13 protein-coding genes and 2 pseudogenes are annotated in these 16,281 nt (G+C 65.3%); 5 read left to right on the plus strand and 10 right to left on the minus strand.

Features of this window, described 5'->3' with window-relative positions; all coding sequences use genetic code 11:
- Positions 1-26: 26 nt before the first annotated feature.
- From B2J89_RS15980 to argA, 4 genes are all read right to left on the minus strand, one after another.
- Complete coding sequence (locus B2J89_RS15980; RefSeq protein WP_169170040.1) at positions 27-806, minus strand: aspartate/glutamate racemase family protein; 780 nt, start codon at positions 804-806, stop codon at positions 27-29.
- On the minus strand, positions 803-2,047 hold the full coding sequence (locus B2J89_RS15985) for a D-amino acid dehydrogenase (protein ID WP_169170041.1): 1,245 nt from the start codon (positions 2,045-2,047) through the stop codon (positions 803-805). The genes B2J89_RS15980 and B2J89_RS15985 overlap by 4 nt, the downstream gene beginning before the upstream one ends.
- Before the next feature lie 25 nt (positions 2,048-2,072).
- Positions 2,073-2,420, minus strand: a complete 348-nt coding sequence (locus B2J89_RS15990) for a RidA family protein (RefSeq protein ID WP_169170042.1) — start codon at positions 2,418-2,420, stop codon at positions 2,073-2,075.
- A 411-nt stretch (positions 2,421-2,831) separates the two neighbouring features.
- The gene (gene argA, locus B2J89_RS15995) at positions 2,832-4,178 is read right to left on the minus strand and encodes an amino-acid N-acetyltransferase (protein WP_169170043.1); all 1,347 of its coding nucleotides are present in this window, start codon (positions 4,176-4,178) and stop codon (positions 2,832-2,834) included.
- Between the two features lie 161 nt (positions 4,179-4,339).
- On the opposite strand from argA, the gene hrpA reads away from it, so the two are divergent.
- Positions 4,340-8,305, plus strand: coding sequence for an ATP-dependent RNA helicase HrpA (gene hrpA / locus B2J89_RS16000; RefSeq protein WP_240965051.1), 3,966 nt, complete (start codon positions 4,340-4,342; stop codon positions 8,303-8,305).
- 114 nt (positions 8,306-8,419) lie between these two features.
- On the opposite strand, the gene B2J89_RS16005 is transcribed toward hrpA, so the two are convergent.
- Together B2J89_RS16005 and B2J89_RS16010 are read right to left on the minus strand one after the other, a co-directional pair.
- Positions 8,420-8,800, minus strand: a complete 381-nt coding sequence (locus B2J89_RS16005) for a cupin domain-containing protein (RefSeq protein ID WP_169170044.1) — start codon at positions 8,798-8,800, stop codon at positions 8,420-8,422.
- 596 nt (positions 8,801-9,396) lie between these two features.
- A pseudogene (locus tag B2J89_RS16010) lies at positions 9,397-9,987 on the minus strand (integron integrase); the annotation flags it as partial.
- Positions 9,988-10,246: 259 nt separating this feature from the next.
- Between B2J89_RS16010 and B2J89_RS16015 the strand changes: the two are divergent.
- On the plus strand, positions 10,247-10,645 hold the full coding sequence (locus tag B2J89_RS16015; RefSeq protein WP_169170045.1) for a type II toxin-antitoxin system PemK/MazF family toxin: 399 nt from the start codon (positions 10,247-10,249) through the stop codon (positions 10,643-10,645).
- A 229-nt stretch (positions 10,646-10,874) separates the two neighbouring features.
- On the opposite strand, the pseudogene B2J89_RS16020 reads toward B2J89_RS16015, so the two are convergent.
- A pseudogene (locus tag B2J89_RS16020) lies at positions 10,875-10,989 on the minus strand (integrase); the annotation flags it as partial.
- 19 nt (positions 10,990-11,008) lie between these two features.
- On the opposite strand from B2J89_RS16020, the gene B2J89_RS16025 reads away from it, so the two are divergent.
- Positions 11,009-11,188, plus strand: coding sequence for a hypothetical protein (locus tag B2J89_RS16025; RefSeq protein ID WP_169170027.1), 180 nt, complete (start codon positions 11,009-11,011; stop codon positions 11,186-11,188).
- Positions 11,189-11,393: 205 nt separating this feature from the next.
- Positions 11,394-11,762 (plus strand): DUF1428 domain-containing protein, encoded by a 369-nt coding sequence (locus tag B2J89_RS16030; RefSeq protein ID WP_169170046.1) that lies wholly within the window; start codon positions 11,394-11,396, stop codon positions 11,760-11,762.
- A 294-nt stretch (positions 11,763-12,056) separates the two neighbouring features.
- On the opposite strand, the gene B2J89_RS23225 is transcribed toward B2J89_RS16030, so the two are convergent.
- The 3 genes from B2J89_RS23225 to B2J89_RS16045 all read right to left on the minus strand — a co-directional run bounded on the left by B2J89_RS23225 (position 12,057) and on the right by B2J89_RS16045 (position 15,514).
- Positions 12,057-12,470: a GFA family protein gene (locus B2J89_RS23225; protein ID WP_169170047.1), complete on the minus strand. Its 414-nt coding sequence runs from the start codon at positions 12,468-12,470 to the stop codon at positions 12,057-12,059.
- 126 nt (positions 12,471-12,596) lie between these two features.
- Positions 12,597-13,142: a hypothetical protein gene (locus tag B2J89_RS16040; RefSeq protein ID WP_205763857.1), complete on the minus strand. Its 546-nt coding sequence runs from the start codon at positions 13,140-13,142 to the stop codon at positions 12,597-12,599.
- Positions 13,143-13,435: 293 nt separating this feature from the next.
- On the minus strand, positions 13,436-15,514 hold the full coding sequence (locus tag B2J89_RS16045) for a sodium-translocating pyrophosphatase (RefSeq protein WP_169170048.1): 2,079 nt from the start codon (positions 15,512-15,514) through the stop codon (positions 13,436-13,438).
- Between the two features lie 221 nt (positions 15,515-15,735).
- Between B2J89_RS16045 and ppa the strand changes: the two genes are divergently transcribed.
- Entirely contained in the window at positions 15,736-16,272 is a 537-nt protein-coding gene (ppa, locus tag B2J89_RS16050; protein ID WP_169170049.1) for an inorganic diphosphatase, read from the plus strand.
- Positions 16,273-16,281 lie beyond the last annotated feature (9 nt).

Below are 16,281 nucleotides of genomic sequence, written 5' to 3' on the forward strand. Positions count from 1 at the left end.
CAGCTGTCGGAATGGGCGCGGGGGCCTCAGTGCTCGAACAGCCGGCCAAACTGGGGCAGGGCGTCGCGCACGCCGGCCAGACGCAGTGCGTGCCAGGCCATGGCGCTGTTGCTGGCAATGACTGGCTTGCCGAGCGCCTGCTCGACCTCGCGCGTGAGTGCCGCCATGCGCAGGCTGGTGCACGAGACGAAGACCGCGTCCACGTCGTCGTGCGCGCCGGTGGCCAGGATGGCGGCGCGCAGCGAGGCCGCGTCAATGCGCGCAACCTCGTTGTCGTTGCTGTGGTTGAAGGTGGCAATGCGCGTGATGTCAAAGCCGCTGTCGACGAGGTGGTCTTCAAACAGCGCGTTGACGCTTTGCACATAGGGCGTGATCAGCGCGATGCGCTGTGCACCCAGCGCGCGCAGGCCGGCCACGGCACCGGTGATGGGCGTGGTGCAGGCCACGCCGGGGCGGGCTTCGCGGATGCGCTGCGCCACCTGCTCCTCGCCGATCACGATGGAGCCCGAGGTGCAGCCGAAGGCGACGACCTGCAGCGGCACGTCGGGCACGATCAGCTGCACGGCGGCCGTGATGTCTTTCTCCATCGCCGCCAGGTTGGCGGGCGTGATGTCGGGCGAGTTGTGCAGGCGCGCCTCAAAGAAGGCCACGCCCGGCAGGTTCATGATCTGGCGCCATTCGTGTTCCAGCGTCTGGTCGGTGGCCAGTACCACCAGGCCGATGGCGGCGCGGGACATCACGCCGGCGTCCATGGTGAAGGGCAGCACGCTGAAGGTGCTGGGCGGGGAAGCGAGTTCGGTGCTCATGCGAGGGTCATTCCGGTGATGTCGATGGCGGGCTGGCGCCCGTGCATCAGGTCGACCACGATCTGCGCCGTGCCGCAGGCCATGGTCCAGCCCATGTGGCCGTGGCCGGTGTTGAAGTACAGGTTGGCGTGGCGGCTCTTGCCCAGGATGGGCGTGTTCTCGGGCGTCATCGGGCGCAGGCCGGCCCAGTACTCGGGCTGGCTGAAATCGGCGCCGTTCGGGAACAGCTGGCGCGCGGCGCGCAGCATGGGCTCGAAGTCTTTCGGCGTGTGCCGGGTGTCGTAGCCGCTGAATTCCGCCGTGGCGGTGAAGCGCAGCCGGTCGCCAAAGCGCGCCCAGGCCACGAGGTTGTTTTCATCCACGCCGGCGAGCGTGGGCGGTTGATAGCCTTCGCCGGCCGGAAACGTCACGGAGTAGCCCTTGACGGGGTAGATCGGAAGGCTGTAGCCCAGCGGCCGCGCCACGATGGGCGAGTAGCTGCCCAGCGAGAGCACGTAGTCGTCGGCCGTGATGCGGCCGGCGCTGGTGCGCACCGCCTCGATGCGCCCGCCAGCGCTGTCGATGCCGTCGATCGAGGTGTCCATCAGGAACTTCACGCCCGCCTCGCGGCAGCGCTGGGCCAGGTGGCGCGTGAACATGCGCGCGTCGCCGCTCTCGTCGCTGGGGCAGTAGATGGCGCCGGCAATGTGCTGGCATGCGCCGGCCAGCGCCGGTTCGTGCGCGATCACCGAGTTGGTGTCGAGCGCATCGAGCTGCATGCCGCCGTCGGCCAGGATCTGCATGTTGGCGCGGCCACGGGCAAACGAGGCCTCGTCGCGGTACATGTAGAGGGCGCCACGGCTGATGCGCTCGTACTGCAGGTCTTGCGCGGCGGTGAGTGCCTGCAACTGCTGCTGTGAATAGCGGCAGAGCACGAGCTTGCGGCCGGTGTTGATGCGCGAGCGCTCGGCCGTGCAGTTCTGCAGAAACTTCCACAGCCAGACCCACATGTGCGGATCGGGGTTGAGCTTCAGGCGCAGGGCTTGGCTGCTGTCGCGCAGCGAGCGCCACAGCACGCCGGGCGCACGGGGAGACGCCCAAGTGTACGAGTGGCCGGGCGCCACCATGCCGGCGTTGGCATAGCTGGTTTCGGCGGCGGCGAGCGACTGGCGGTCGATCACGGTGACCTGGCGCCCCTGCGCTGCCAGGTACCAGGCGGTGGTGACGCCCGCAACGCCGGCGCCCAAGACCACGGTGTGCATATCGGTGTCCTTGACGTTGCGGGCGTCAGGCGACGGCGACCACACCGATTTCAACGGTGTAGGGCGGGAAGGCCAGTGCCGATTCCACGCAGGCGCGGGCCGGCGCATGGCCGGCGGGCACCCAGGCGTCCCACAGGGTGTTCATGTCGGCGAAGGTCTTGTGGTCGGCCAGCCAGATGGTGGCCTGGACGATCTTGGTCTTGTCGCTGCCGGTCTCGGCCAGCAGGGCGTCGATCTTGTCGAGGATCTGGCGCGTCTGGCCGGCCACGTCCAAAGCGGTGTCGGTAGCGACCTGGCCGGCGAGGAAGATGAAGCCGTTGGCCACGACGGCTTGGCTCATGCGGTTGTTGGTCTGGATGCGTTGGATGGTCATGCGAAATCTCCGAGGGTCTGGTGGCCATGGAAGGGCCGTTTACAAAAGCGAAACCGGGGCATTGCCTCGGTGCGTGCCGTCCCGCCGCAAGCGGCTTCGAAAAGCCGTGCCGCAGGCCGGTTTATCTTCGTGAATTACTAGTGCCGCACTAAGTGTAGACACTTGTGATTTGGCTGGTCAATGCAGTTTGGTAGTGGTTTTCACTGAGGCACTGGACGGCCATCGGTGGCGCTGCCACGGCGCCGGTCGGAGCCGGACGCAGCGGTCCCCGAATCGGAAAAGAAGCGCGCGCGGCATCGCCGGACGCGATGGCGCCCGGGCGGGGAGACTCTTTTTTATAGCTGCCAGCGCTTGATGGCAAAGGGCTGGAGGCCTATTTCATGCCCAGCCCAGCTTGCCGCGCCGCGCGTGCTACAGCTTCTTCACCAGCACCTGGCTGCGCCGGTCCCAGTTGTACTTGCGCTTGCGCGCCTCGGGCAGCCAGTCGGGGTCGACCTGCTGAAAGCCGCGCTTGATGAACCAGTGCATGGTGCGCGTGGTGAGCACGAAGATGCTGTCGAGCCCCAGGTTGCGCGCGCGCTGCTCGATGCGCTTGAGCAGTTTTTCGCCGTCGCCCGTGCCCTGGCTTTGCGGCGACACCGTGACGGCGGCCATTTCGGCCGTGCGCGCTTCGGGGTAGGGGTAGAGCGCAGCGCAGCCGAAGATCACGCCGTCGTGCTCGATGATGGTGTAGCTGGCGACGTCGCGCTCGATCTCGGTGCGGTCGCGCTTGACGAGCGTGCCGTCGCGCTCGAAGGGCTCGATCAGCTGCAGGATGCCGCCGACATCGTCGACCGTGGCCTCGCGCAGCTCTTCGAGCTTTTCATCGACCACCATGGTGCCGATGCCGTCGTGCACATAGATTTCGAGCAGCAGCGCACCGTCCACGGCAAACGGGATGATGTGGCTGCGCTCCACGCCGCCCTGGCAGGCCTTGACGCAGTGCTGCAGATAAAACCCCGTGTCGGTCGGGCGCTGGCTGGCGGGCATGCGCGCCAGCAGCTCCCGCGCCTGGGCCAGGGGCAGTTCGGTGTCGATGGGGTTGTCCTCGCCGTTGGGCTGCCCGGGGTGCTGGCGAATGCCCGCCACCTCGGACAGGAAGATCAGCTTGTCGGCCTTGAGCGCAATGGCCACGCTGGTCGCGACCTCTTCCATGGCCAGGTTGAAGGCTTCGCCCGTGGGCGAGAAGCCAAACGGCGAGATCAGCACCATGGCGCCAAAGTCGAGCGAATGCGTGATGCTCGCCACGTCGACCTTGCGCACCACGCCCGAGTGCTTGAAATCCACGCCGTCAACGATGCCGACGGGCCGCGCGGTGATGAAATTGCCCGAGATCATGCGCACCGTCGATCCCGCCATCGGCGTGTTCGGCAGGCCCTGGCTGAACGCAGCCTCGATCTCGTAGCGCAGCTGGCCGGCGGCCTCCTGCGCGCAGTCGAGCGCCACCGAGTCGGTGATGCGCATGCCGTGCGAGTAGTGCGCGGCGTGGCCCTTGGCCTGCAGCTGCTCGTTGACCTGCGGGCGAAAGCCGTGCACCAGCACGATCTTCACGCCCATGGCCTGGATCATGGCCAGGTCCTGCGCGATGCTGTGCAGCTTGCCGGCCGCAATGGCCTCGCCCGTGAGCCCGACCACAAAGGTCTGGTGGCGGAACTTGTGGATGTAGGGCGCAACCGACCGGAACCAGGGCACGAAGGTGAAGTTGAAAACGGTGGACATGCGCGGGTGGGGCGTGGGGCAGGGTCAGTGAAAACCAGCAGAGGCTGGGATAATTCGCGATTCTCTACGAAGTCGCCACCTTGTCTGCTCCCGCACCCGTCTCCCCGCTGAAAATCACGTTTCCCGAATCCTTGCCCGTGTCTGCGCGGCGCGACGAGATCATGGAGGCGCTGCAAAAGCACCAGGTCATCATCGTCTGCGGCGAGACCGGCTCGGGCAAGACCACGCAGCTGCCCAAGATCGCGCTCGCCCTGGGGCGCGGCAAGTGCAATGCCAGGCCGGGCGAAAAGGGCCAGCTGATCGGCCACACCCAGCCGCGCCGCATCGCCGCGAGCTCGGTGGCCAAGCGCATTGCCGAGGAGCTCAACACCCCGCTCGGCGACGTGGTCGGCTACAAGGTGCGCTTCCAGGACCGGCTCTCGCGCGACGCGTCGGTCAAGCTTATGACCGACGGCATCCTGCTGGCCGAGACGCAGACCGATCCGCTGCTCAAGGCCTACGACACGATCATCATCGACGAGGCGCACGAGCGTAGCCTGAACATCGACTTCCTGCTCGGCTACCTGCGCCAGATCCTGCCGCGCCGGCCCGATCTGAAGATCGTGGTGACCTCGGCCACCATCGACGCCGACCGCTTTGCCAAGCACTTTGCCAGCAGCAAGGGGCCGGCACCGGTCATCCAGGTCTCGGGTCGCACCTTTCCGGTCGAGCAGCGCTGGCGCCCGTTCGAGGAAAGCCGCGACTATGGTTTGAACGACGCCATTGCCGACGGCGTCGACGAGCTCTGGCAGGGCAATGCGGGCGGCGACATCCTGGTCTTCCTGCCCGGCGAGCGCGAGATCCGCGAGGCCGCCGACCACCTGCGCAAGCACCTGGCGCACCAGCCGCTGACGCGCAACGCAGAGGTGCTGCCGCTGTTTGCCCGCCTGTCGCAGGCCGAGCAGGACCGCATCTTTGACGGCCACACAGGCCGGCGCATCATCCTGGCGACCAATGTGGCCGAGACTTCGCTCACGGTGCCGGGCATCCGCTACGTGATCGACGCCGGCACGGCGCGCGTCAAGCGCTACAGCCTGCGCAGCAAAGTTGAGCAGCTGCTGGTCGAGCCGATCAGCCAGGCGGCGGCCAACCAGCGCGCCGGGCGCTGCGGCCGCGTGGCCAACGGCATCTGCCTCCGGCTGTACGAAGAGACCGACTTTGCCGGCCGCCCGCGCTTCACCGACCCCGAAATCCTGCGCTCGTCGCTCGCCGGCGTGATCCTGCGCATGAAGTCGCTGCACCTCGGCGTGGTCGAAGACTTCCCGTTCATCGACGCGCCATCGAGCCGTGCGATTGCCGACGGCTACCAGCTGCTCAATGAACTCGGCGCGGTGGACGACAGGAACGAACTCACGCCCATGGGGCGCGAGCTGTCCAAGCTGCCACTTGACCCGCGCGTGGGCCGCATGATTCTGGAGGCGCGCGCGCGCGGGGCGCTCAGCGAGGTGCTGGTCATTGCCAGCGCGCTGAGCCTGCAGGACGTGCGCGACCGCCCCATGGACGCGCAACAGCAGGCCGACCAGCAGCACGCCAAGTTCGACGACGACAAGAGCGAGTTCAGCGGTTACCTCACGCTGTGGAAATGGCTGCAGGAGGCGCGCGGCGGCACCATGCCCACGCTCGCGTCGGCGCGCGTGCAGCAGCAACAGGCGCAGGCACGGCGCAAGGGCAGTGCATCGCAGGCGTTTTTGCCGGTATCGCAGCGCCTGGTCGCGCCGGCCCCCGCACCTGCGCCGGCGCCCGTGCTGGCGCAGGGCGGCGCCGCGCCCACGCACAAGCTCAGCAACCGCCAGTACGAGCAGCTGCTGCGCCAGAACTTCATCAACGTGCGCCGCGTGCGCGAGTGGCGCGACGTGCACAGCCAGCTGCTCACGGTGGTGGCCGAGCACGGCTGGGAGGCCAACGCGCAGCCGGCAAGCTATGAGCAGCTGCACCTGTCGATGCTGGCCGGGCTGCTCGGCAACATCGGCTTCAAGCCCGAGGAAGAGGACGTGTACCTGGGCGCACGCGGCATCAAGTTCCACCGCCACCCGGGCGCGCACCTGCGCAAGAAGCCGGGGCGCTGGATCGTCTGCGCCGAGCTAGTCGAAACCACGCGCCTGTTTGGCCGCGGCATCGCCGCCATCGAGCCGGCTTGGCTCGAAGAGGTGGGCGCGCACCTGCTCAAGAAGCAGTTGCTCGACCCGCACTGGGAGAAGAAGGCCGCCGAGGTCGTCGCCTTCGAGCGCGCCACGCTGTACGGCCTGGTGGTCTACAGCGGCCGGCGCGTGGGCTTCGACAAGGTCGATCCGCAGGCCGCGCGCGAGATGTTCATCCGCCAGGCGCTGGTGGCCGGCGATCTGCTGCCCGAAGCACACAAGCGCCTGCCGTTTCTCGCCGCCAACGAAAAGCTGATTGCCCACGTCGAGGCGCTCGAGCACAAGTCGCGCCGCCAGGACGTGCTGGTGGACGAGGAGCTGATCTACGCCTTCTACGACCAGCAGCTGCCGCAGGACGTGACCAACGGGCGCGGCTTCGAGCACTGGTACCGCGCCGAGGCCAAGGCACGCCCCGAATTGCTCAAGCTCACGCGCGACGAACTGATGCGCCACGAGGCGGCCGGCATCACCACCAGCGCCTTTCCGCGCACCGTGCGGCTCGGTGGCGTGGATTGCGCGGCCAGCTACCTGCATGCGCCCGGCGACGCGCGCGACGGCCTCACGGTGACGGTGCCGCTGTTCGTGCTCAACCAGGTGCACGAGGAGCAGTGCGAGTGGCTCGTGCCCGGCATGCTCAAGGACAAGATCCAGGCGCTGCTCAAGAGCCTGCACCAGCGCCCGCGCAGCCGCTTCGTGCCGCTGCCCGAATCGGCCGCGCGGCTGGCGCAGCTGCTGGGCACGCCCGAGCGCATGGGCCGCGTGGGCCTGCTCGATGCGCTGCTCAAGCAGGTGCGCGACGAGACCTCGCTCGACGTCAAGCGCGCCGACTTCAAGCTCGACATGGTGCCCGCGCACCTGTTCATGAACTTCCGCGTCGTCGACGAGCACGGCCGCCAGCTTGGCCAGGGCCGCAACCTCGGCGCGCTCAAGGCCGAGTGGGGCGCGAAGGCGCGCGGGGCCTTTCAGGCGCTTGCTTCATTAAAGATAGCTGCTGGCGCTGGCAGCCAGGCGGTTTCAGATGCAAAAGCACCTGAAAGCAAGCAAATCCGTGCGCAAGCAGATCCTAAAAAAGAAGCAAATGCCACGCCCGCCATGCCGGCGGGCCAGCGCTACACCGCCTGGACCTTCGGCGAACTGCCCGAGCTCATGGAGATCGGCAAAGGCGGCCAGACGCTGATCGGCTTTCCCGCGCTGATCGACGCGGGCGATGCCGTCACGATCGAAGTCTTTGACGAGCCCGAGGTCGCCGCTGCCAAGCACCGCGCCGGTCTGCGCCGCCTGTTTGCGCTGCAGATCAAGGACGCGCTCAAGTACCTCGAAAAGAACATTCCCGACCTGCAGAAAATGGCCGTGGCCTACATGCCGCTGGGCACGCAGGAAGAGCTGCGCAGCCAGATCCTTGATGTCGCGATGGACCGCGCCTTCCTGCTCGACCCGCTGCCCACCAGCGAGGCCGATTTCAAGCGCCGCGTCGACGAGGGCCGGGGGCGCCTGACGCTGATCGCCAACGAGGTGGCGCGCCTGGCGGGCACGATCCTCACCGAGTACGCCGCGGCCGCGCGCAAGATCAAGGACACCAAGGGCGCGCCCGAGGCCACGGCAGACGCTCTGCAGCAGCTGCAGCGCCTGGTGCCGAAGAACTTCCTGACCGCCGCGCCCTGGCCGCAGCTGGCGCACTTCGCGCGCTACCTCAAGGCCATCACGCTGCGCCTGGACAAAGTCCGCGCCGACCCGGCGCGCGACGCCACCAAACTGGCCGAGCTGCGCCCGCAGGAGCAGCGCTACTGGCGCCTCGTGGCCGAGCGCAAAGGCCAGGTCGACGCGCGCATGCAGGAGCTGCGCTGGCTGCTCGAAGAACTGCGCGTGAGCTTCTTCGCGCAGGAGCTGCGCACGCCGCAGCCGGTGAGCGTCAAGCGGCTGGACAAGCTGTGGGCGCAGATCAACAGCTGATCGGCGGGCTGTGCGAACAATCCCGACGCGAGCCTCGCGCACCGGGATGGGTCAGGGGCCGACAGCGCGTTTTGGCCGCCATGCAGCCAGACACGTCCCACACACACGCCAGCGCTACGGGGAAGGCTTTGCGTAGACATCGGCACTGAGCACCTCCAGGCCGACAAAGGGGGCGTTGCCTTCGACCCAGGCATCGTGGCCAGGCGGGATGGCGTAGGACTCTCCTGCGCTGAGCGTTTTCTCGGAACCGTCCTGCATTCGAACGGTGAGCTTTCCCGAAACGACATGCCCCACATGCGAGAGTTGGCAATACTCTGTCTTCACCACGGGCTTGATGCATTCTGACCAACGCCACCCGGGTTCGAAGTTGAACCGCCCGATCGTGTAGCCCTGCAGCTTTACCACCTCGACGCGGGTTTTGTTGGGTGTGCGAAGCTCGTCCGGCGTGCCATGCGATTTGACTTCGAGCTTCTCAACGCTGACGGGAGTGACCATGATTTTCTCCTTCGATTGAGCCGCCCCCGCTATCGCGGAATTCTTAAGGGATCGCTGATGAATTGGAGGGCAACCGAGAAACTATCGCGATGTCATTCGCATGGCAATGCGATCGATCACATGCAGTTACGGGTTGGCGGCTCATGGCACGGCATTGTGTGCGCCGCGCTATCCAGCTGGTCAGCGGAGCAAAGCGATGCAGGTATACAGGACGCCAGCACGACCTCATCCAACGGGCCACAAATCCGCACAAGTTTTGCACTCGTTCCGTGTAACGGGGTCGCTTGAAAAGCTTCAACGGCAGAGCAGATGCCTGCCCCAAGCTGTGGCGGTCGCGGGACGACCCACTGCTGTCTCACATATTTCAGAGCGTGATGACGGCCATCCATCGTGTGTCATCGTTCGCGTGCCGAATTTGTCCACGGCGCGGCACGGAGCTGTCATTGACTCATCCGACCGACCGCCGGCCGCAGTGACCGGCCCCGGGGCCAACGGCTCACACCGCCAATTGGAGGTCGAATGTCTGCTGCTCGAAGCTTCGAACTGACGGTCTCGACCCGGAGCAGCCTTCTCGGTCAGTGCCCTGAAGCGGCCATTCACGGAGATGACAAGTTCGAGGCCATGGCATCCAACGGGCTCGTGGTGCCACCGACGGCAAGCTTCAAGACATGGGTGTAAATCATGGTGGTACTCACATCCGAGTGCCCCAGCAACTCTTGCACGGTACGAATATCGGTGCCTGCCTGCAGCAGGTGCGTGGCAAAACTGTGGCGCAACGTATGCACGGAAACCGGCTTGCAGATACCGATCTGCGCTACGGCTTTCTTCATCGCCCGCTGCAAATGCTCCTCATACACATGGTGCCGGCGTTCAACTCCTGTGCGTGGGTCAATCGAAAGCGCAGGGGCTGGAAAAACCCAGAACCAGCCCCAACGCTGGCCCACTCCTGGATATTTCACTTCCAGTGCATGTGGCACCTCCACTCCACCGCGCTGGGCTTGTCGGTCATGCTCCCACTGTGCCCGTGCTGCAAGAGCTTGCTGCCGCAAGTCGGCTGCCAAGCTACGCGGCAGCATGACGACGCGGTCTTTGCCCCCCTTGGCCTGCCGCACCACGATCACGCTGCGATCAAAATCCACATCTTTGATGCGCAGGCGCGTGCCCTCCATCAAACGCATACCCGTGCCACTGCACATAGGCTTGCTCGGTGCGCAGGCTATAGTGTTTGTAACGAATCCGCTCACGGATCTGATCCAGCAGCCGTGTGGCGCGCAACACAGGAGGGGTAGCGGGTTTCATGACTGAATTTAGTACTGTTGTTTTGTACAGCCTGTCGCCCGCTAGGCGTTGCGGCACGCCCCTTTCCAAAATTTTCTCCGAACAACTTAGACCGCAATGTCCAGATATGGCCTGCGGATGTATGCGGTCTACATGACGTTAGGCCACATGGACAGAGAAGTCGCACTTCAGATTCAGTCTCCTCTCCGCGTCGTCAGACGCGGCGACATATTCTGGATCGCCGCCGACGAGACGAGAGGCTCGTTTCCGGGGTCGCCACATCCGCATGTGGTCGTGCAAGAGGACGTCTTTAATCACTCTCGTATCAGCACCGTCATTGTCTGCGCCCTGAGTTCAAACCTCCATAAAGCGTCAGAGCCTGGCAATGTGCTGCTAGAACCTAGTGAGGGCGACTTGGAACGGCAAAGTGTCGTAATCGCCTCTCAAGTATCCTGCATCTACAAAGCGCGGCTGGGCTCGTACATTGGCTCGTTATCGGAAGCACGTATAGACCAGGTTGTTGCTGGGCTACGCTTCGTCCAAGCGGCCTTCCATCGCCACGGCTAGATCTCGGGCGATGCGGCCTAACAATTCGTTCAAGGCGGACGGCTACGCCGCCGCTTAACTCCAGCGTTGAGCGACTGCTTTTCCCTTTGAGCACCGGCCGCTCCTGGCCGGAACCTCACACTGATCTTGCTTCCGGGAAACTGCCATTGCGAGCGGCGGACCTCGCAAGGGACGACCGCCGTCGGCTCTCTCAGGTTTCAGTTTGCTCCGAGATCTTGAGTGCGTCATCGCTCTTGATGCCGAGGTTGAACAGAGCGCGCTCGCGCATGCGGTTCTTCATCTGGAGGCCGGACCCGGCGTGCCCAGATGTCCTTCACCTTGAACGGTGCCTTTTGGCCGACGATCTAACCCTTGTTTCACGGCTTGCGCGACACCATCGTGGTTGTTGGTTCCGTGGTGGTCTCCCATCGCGTCGATGCGCCAGGAAGCATGCACCTCGGCGCACCGATCGTTCTGTTTGCCGTGCGCCGACCGTACAGCCCGCCGTCTTTCATGGTCGGCTCGGGCATGGGGAAAGGCAGTGCTCGGCTTGCTCCAGCGTGACATGCGAGGCCAAGCCGTCTACGCTGAGGGCGCCGCGGCGGCTCGCCCGGCCGGCATTCTGCGGCGGCGCTGCCCCAGCGCCGCCACAGGACGCATGCCCTCGTGCCAGGCGCGCTGTGTCGATTCGGCTTGTCGTTGTTCGTCGACGGGATACGAGCGGCCCTCCGGCGGCGCACCGACCGGTCCACTTAACAGGAGTGAACACATGTCATACATCGATGGTTTCGTGATCGCAGTTCCTACCGCAAACAAGCAGAAGTTCATCGAGCACGCGCGCCATTTCGACGCGATGTTCATCGAGCTCGGCGCCGTCCGCGTGATCGAAGGCTGGGGCGACGACGTCCCCGACGGCAAAGTCACCGACTTCCGCCGCGCAGTCCAGGCCACGGCAGACGAGACGGTGGCGTTTTCGTGGGTCGAATGGCCGGACAAGGCCACGCGTGACGCAGGCATGAAGAAGATGATGGAGGACCCGCGCATGGATCCGTCCACGCCCGGCAATCCGCCCATGCCCTTCGACGGCAAACGCATGATCTTCGGCGGCTTCGCACAGGTGGTCGAAGTGAAGGCTTGAGGCGGCGCGGGTGACACCGCACCTCGGCGGGCCATGCGCTGCGGCGGGCGTCTGGCGCAGACTGTCGGCCCGCAGGCTGTGGCTGCGAGACATCGCGCGGGCCGCCCGGTGCGCGGACGAGCAAACGCCGCGCATCTCCCCGTGACCGTCTCCGCATGTAGGCTCCCGGGGCCCTGCAGGGCTTCACACTCGCGGCCACGAGCGGCTGCTTGCCGCTTTCGCGGCCGGTCGCTCGACATGCGACGCCAAGACAGGCGTTGGCCTCGAGTCGCAGCGTGTGGCTCGAAGCAAGGGTCAGGCGCTGGTCGGGGCGCCAGGGAAGCACTGGCTTGACTGTTCGAGATGAACCGAAGGCAGCTTGTTCTCGCAAAAAATGTGGATTCTCGGCGCAAGGTGCTCGTGGCCCACGACGGTTCCGAGGTAGAGCATCGTGAGTCCCTTGTAAGTCTCCGGATTCGTATTGAAGAGCGGCGTTCCGCAGTTTTTGCAGAAGTGGCGACGGGTTCGTTCTGTTACCGCATAGGCTGTCAGAGACTCCGAGCCTTGGGTTACGGAGAACTGCTGTTCCCGCACGACAACGTACGACGAATACGCGGCGCCGGTCATGGACCGGCAAAGGCCGCAGTGGCACGCGACGACTTGCACGGCTCGGCCCGCCACATTGAATTTAACGTGGCCACATTTGCAACTGCCTATCAACTTATCCATGTTTCCTCGCAACGGGGATACCCCCAAGCTTGAAGATGACGGCTGGCGATGCTCCTGCGTACCGAGCTGCCAACCGACACAAAAACCGCCCCATATACAGCCTACTGATCACCCTGTCGCAAGCGCTCATGGCGCACTTTTGAGACGGGGCTTTGAACGATGAAGCGGAGCGGCGGGCAGCGACGGCGTGGAGCGGCGGGGCAAACCGCTGTGAAGCGCCATTCTGATGGTGAACCAATATACCCAGCCCAGAATAAGTGCCTGCAGCGGCGCACGGATAAGCAGATAGACCGGCCCCCAAGCGTGTCCCCCCATCGGAATGTGGTGCAGCGCGGCATAAATGTTCAACGGAAAGAACACGACCAGCACTGCCGCCGCCGCGAGACCGCTCACGCGCCTGAGCTTCGGAACGAAAAAACCCAGCGCGATAGCGAATTCCAGAATGCCGGATGCATGGACAAGCAGCAGTCTCTCGGGAACCCAGGGCGGCAGCATCTGCACCATGGGCTGTGCCTGCACAAAGTGTCCGACTCCTGTGAAGACAAATAGAAGGCCCAAGCCCATGGCTGCAGCATTGCGAACATCGACACTGCGGCCGAAAGCAGCATGGAGCGCAACAGCCCCGAGCCAGGGGCCGAGCATAAGAGCGAGCATGATGACAGGGGTAATCACAGAAAATGACCTCTCCAAGTGGTGCAGAGTGCGTTCAAGTTGGATCGAATTTATGCAATGCCTTTGTCGATGTCCTGCGCGATGCGACGAAGCTGCCGAATCCGGGTGTGAACTGCATTCGGGCGCCATGAACGGAAAGCTACCGAACCGGATTTTCACGACCGGATGCAAGAGAGCGGTCTGAACTGGCTTGTGCGCAAGGGCGCTCCCAGACATCGGGGTGCACGAGCAAGCGCTGCTGCGGCCGCAAAAAAGCCCGCCGGAGCGGGCTCTGGAGTGACAGGGCTGAGTTTTCAAGTGCCGTGGAACTTGACCACCAGCGGCACGATCAGCAGCGCCACGATGTTGATGATCTTGATCAGCGGGTTCACCGCCGGGCCGGCCGTGTCCTTGTAGGGGTCGCCCACGGTGTCGCCCGTGACGGCGGCCTTGTGCGCCTCGCTGCCCTTGCCGCCGTGGTGGCCGTCTTCGATGTATTTCTTCGCGTTGTCCCAGGCGCCGCCGCCCGTGCACATGCTGATGGCGACGAAGAGGCCGGTAACGATGGTGCCCATCAAGAGGCCGCCCAGCGCCTTCGGGCCCAGCAGCAGGCCGACGGCGATCGGCACCACCACGGGCAGCAGGCTGGGGATGACCATTTCCTTGATGGCGGCGCTGGTCAGCATGTCGACCGCGCGGCCGTATTCGGGCTTGCCTGTGCCTTCCATGATGCCGGCAATGTCGCGGAACTGGCGCCGCACCTCGACCACCACGGCGCCGGCCGCGCGGCCCACGGCCTCCATGGCCATGGCGCCGAACAGGTAGGGGATCAGGCCGCCGATGAACAGGCCGACGATGACCATCGGGTCGCTCAGGTTGAAGCTGATCGCCTGGCCATAGCTCTCGAGCTTGTGCGTGTAGTCGGCGAACAGCACCAGCGCCGCGAGGCCCGCCGAGCCGATGGCGTAGCCCTTGGTGACGGCCTTGGTGGTGTTGCCCACGGCGTCGAGCGGGTCGGTCACGGCGCGCACCTCGGGGGGCATGTCGGCCATTTCGGCGATGCCGCCCGCGTTGTCGGTGATGGGGCCGTAGGCGTCGAGCGCCACCACGATGCCGGCCATGCTGAGCATGGCGGTGGCGGCGACGGCGATGCCATACAGGCCCGCGAGCTGGTACGACACGAGGATGGCGATGCAGACGCAGATCACCGGCCAGGCCGTGGAGCGCATCGACACGCCCAGTCCCGCGATGATGTTGGTGCCGTGGCCGGTGGTCGAGGCCTGCGCGATGTGCTGCACCGGCGAATACTGCGTGCCGGTATAGAACTCGGTGATCCAGACCAGCGCGGCCGTCAGCACCAGGCCCGTGGCGCAGGCGCCGAACAGCTTGATCTGGCTGCCGCTGGCGGCGATCGCGTTGTCGGGAATGATCCAGGCCGTGACGAACCAGAACGCGATCAGCGAGAGCACGCCGGCCACGGCCAGGCCCCGGTAGAGCGCCGGCATCACGTTCTTCATGCCCGGTGAGGCCTTGACGAAGAAGCAGCCGATGATCGATGCGACGATGGACACGGCGCCCAGCGCTAGCGGGTACAGCACGGCGTTGACCGGGGCGGCGGTCACCATCAGCGCACCCAGCACCATCGTGGCGATCAGCGTGACGGCGTAGGTCTCGAACAGGTCGGCCGCCATGCCGGCGCAGTCGCCCACGTTGTCTCCGACGTTGTCGGCGATCACGGCGGGGTTGCGCGGGTCGTCTTCGGGGATGCCGGCCTCGACCTTGCCCACGAGGTCGGCGCCGACGTCGGCGCCCTTGGTGAAGATGCCGCCGCCCAGCCGCGCGAAGATCGAAATCAGCGACGATCCGAAGGCAAAGCCGATCAGCGGGTTGAGCAGGTTGGCCAGCGTCTTGTCGGCTACCGGGTTGCTGCCGACCAGGAACCAGTAGAAGCCGGTGACGCCGAGCAGCCCGAGGCCCACCACCAGCATGCCGGTGATGGCGCCGCCGCGGAAGGCCACGTCGAGCGCCGGCCCGATGCCTTGCGTGGCGGCCTGCGCGGTGCGCACGTTGGCGCGCACCGAGACATTCATGCCGATGAAGCCGCAGGCGCCCGAGAGCACGGCGCCGATCGCGAAGCCCACGGCCGTCTTGGCATCAAGGAAAAGGCCGATCAGGATGGCCAGCACGACGCCGACGATGGCGATGGTCTTGTACTGCCGCGCCAGGTAGGCGGCCGCGCCGGCCTGGATGGCGCCCGCGATCTCTTGCATGCGCGCGTTGCCGGGGTCCTTGGCGAGGATCCAGCTGCGGGCCCAGATGCCATAGGCCACGGCAATCAGCCCGCACGCCAGGGCCAGGAGGAGGGGGGAAGTCAGCGCTGTGGATGCAGCCATTCGTTGTCTCCAGGTGTTCTTGTCTCGCACGGTAGAGGCACAACGCACCGGTCGTGTCTCCGCTGCGTTGCTTCCTCGACCGCCACCTGGGTCGATTGGCCAACCGGACCAATTTACCTTGAATAGCGCGCCTGCAAGCGGGCTGAAAGGGGCGAGCCGGTAAAATGAGGGTTAATCCCGACGGGGATCCCTGGTATCCCTCAACAACACGACCGACAACCATGTCCCTCAACAACGTCACCCCCGGCAACAACATCCCTGAATCCTTCAACGTGGTCGTTGAAATCCCCATGGATTCCGATCCCATCAAGTACGAAGTGGACAAGGAGTCGGGCGCCATCTTCGTCGACCGCTTCATGACCACGGCCATGTACTACCCGTCGAACTACGGCTACGTCCCGCGAACGCTCAGCGGCGACGGTGACCCGGTCGACGTGCTGGTCATCACCCCGTACCCGCTGGTGCCGGGCGTCGTCGTGCCCTGCCGCGCGCTCGGCATCCTGAAGATGGAAGACGAGGCCGGCATCGACGGCAAGGTGCTGGCCGTGCCCACCAACAAGGTGCTGGGCATGTACTCGGCCTGGAAGAACATCGAGGACGTGAACCCCGCGCGCCTGAAGGCCCTGAGCCACTTCTTCGAGCACTACAAGGACCTCGAAGAAGGCAAGTGGGTCAAGGTGCTGGGCTGGGAAGGCATTGACGCCGCGCACAAGGAAATCCTGGACGGCATCGCCAACTACAAAAACGCCCAGGTCTGAACGCGGCCG

The organism is Acidovorax sp. SRB_24, from assembly GCF_012931925.1.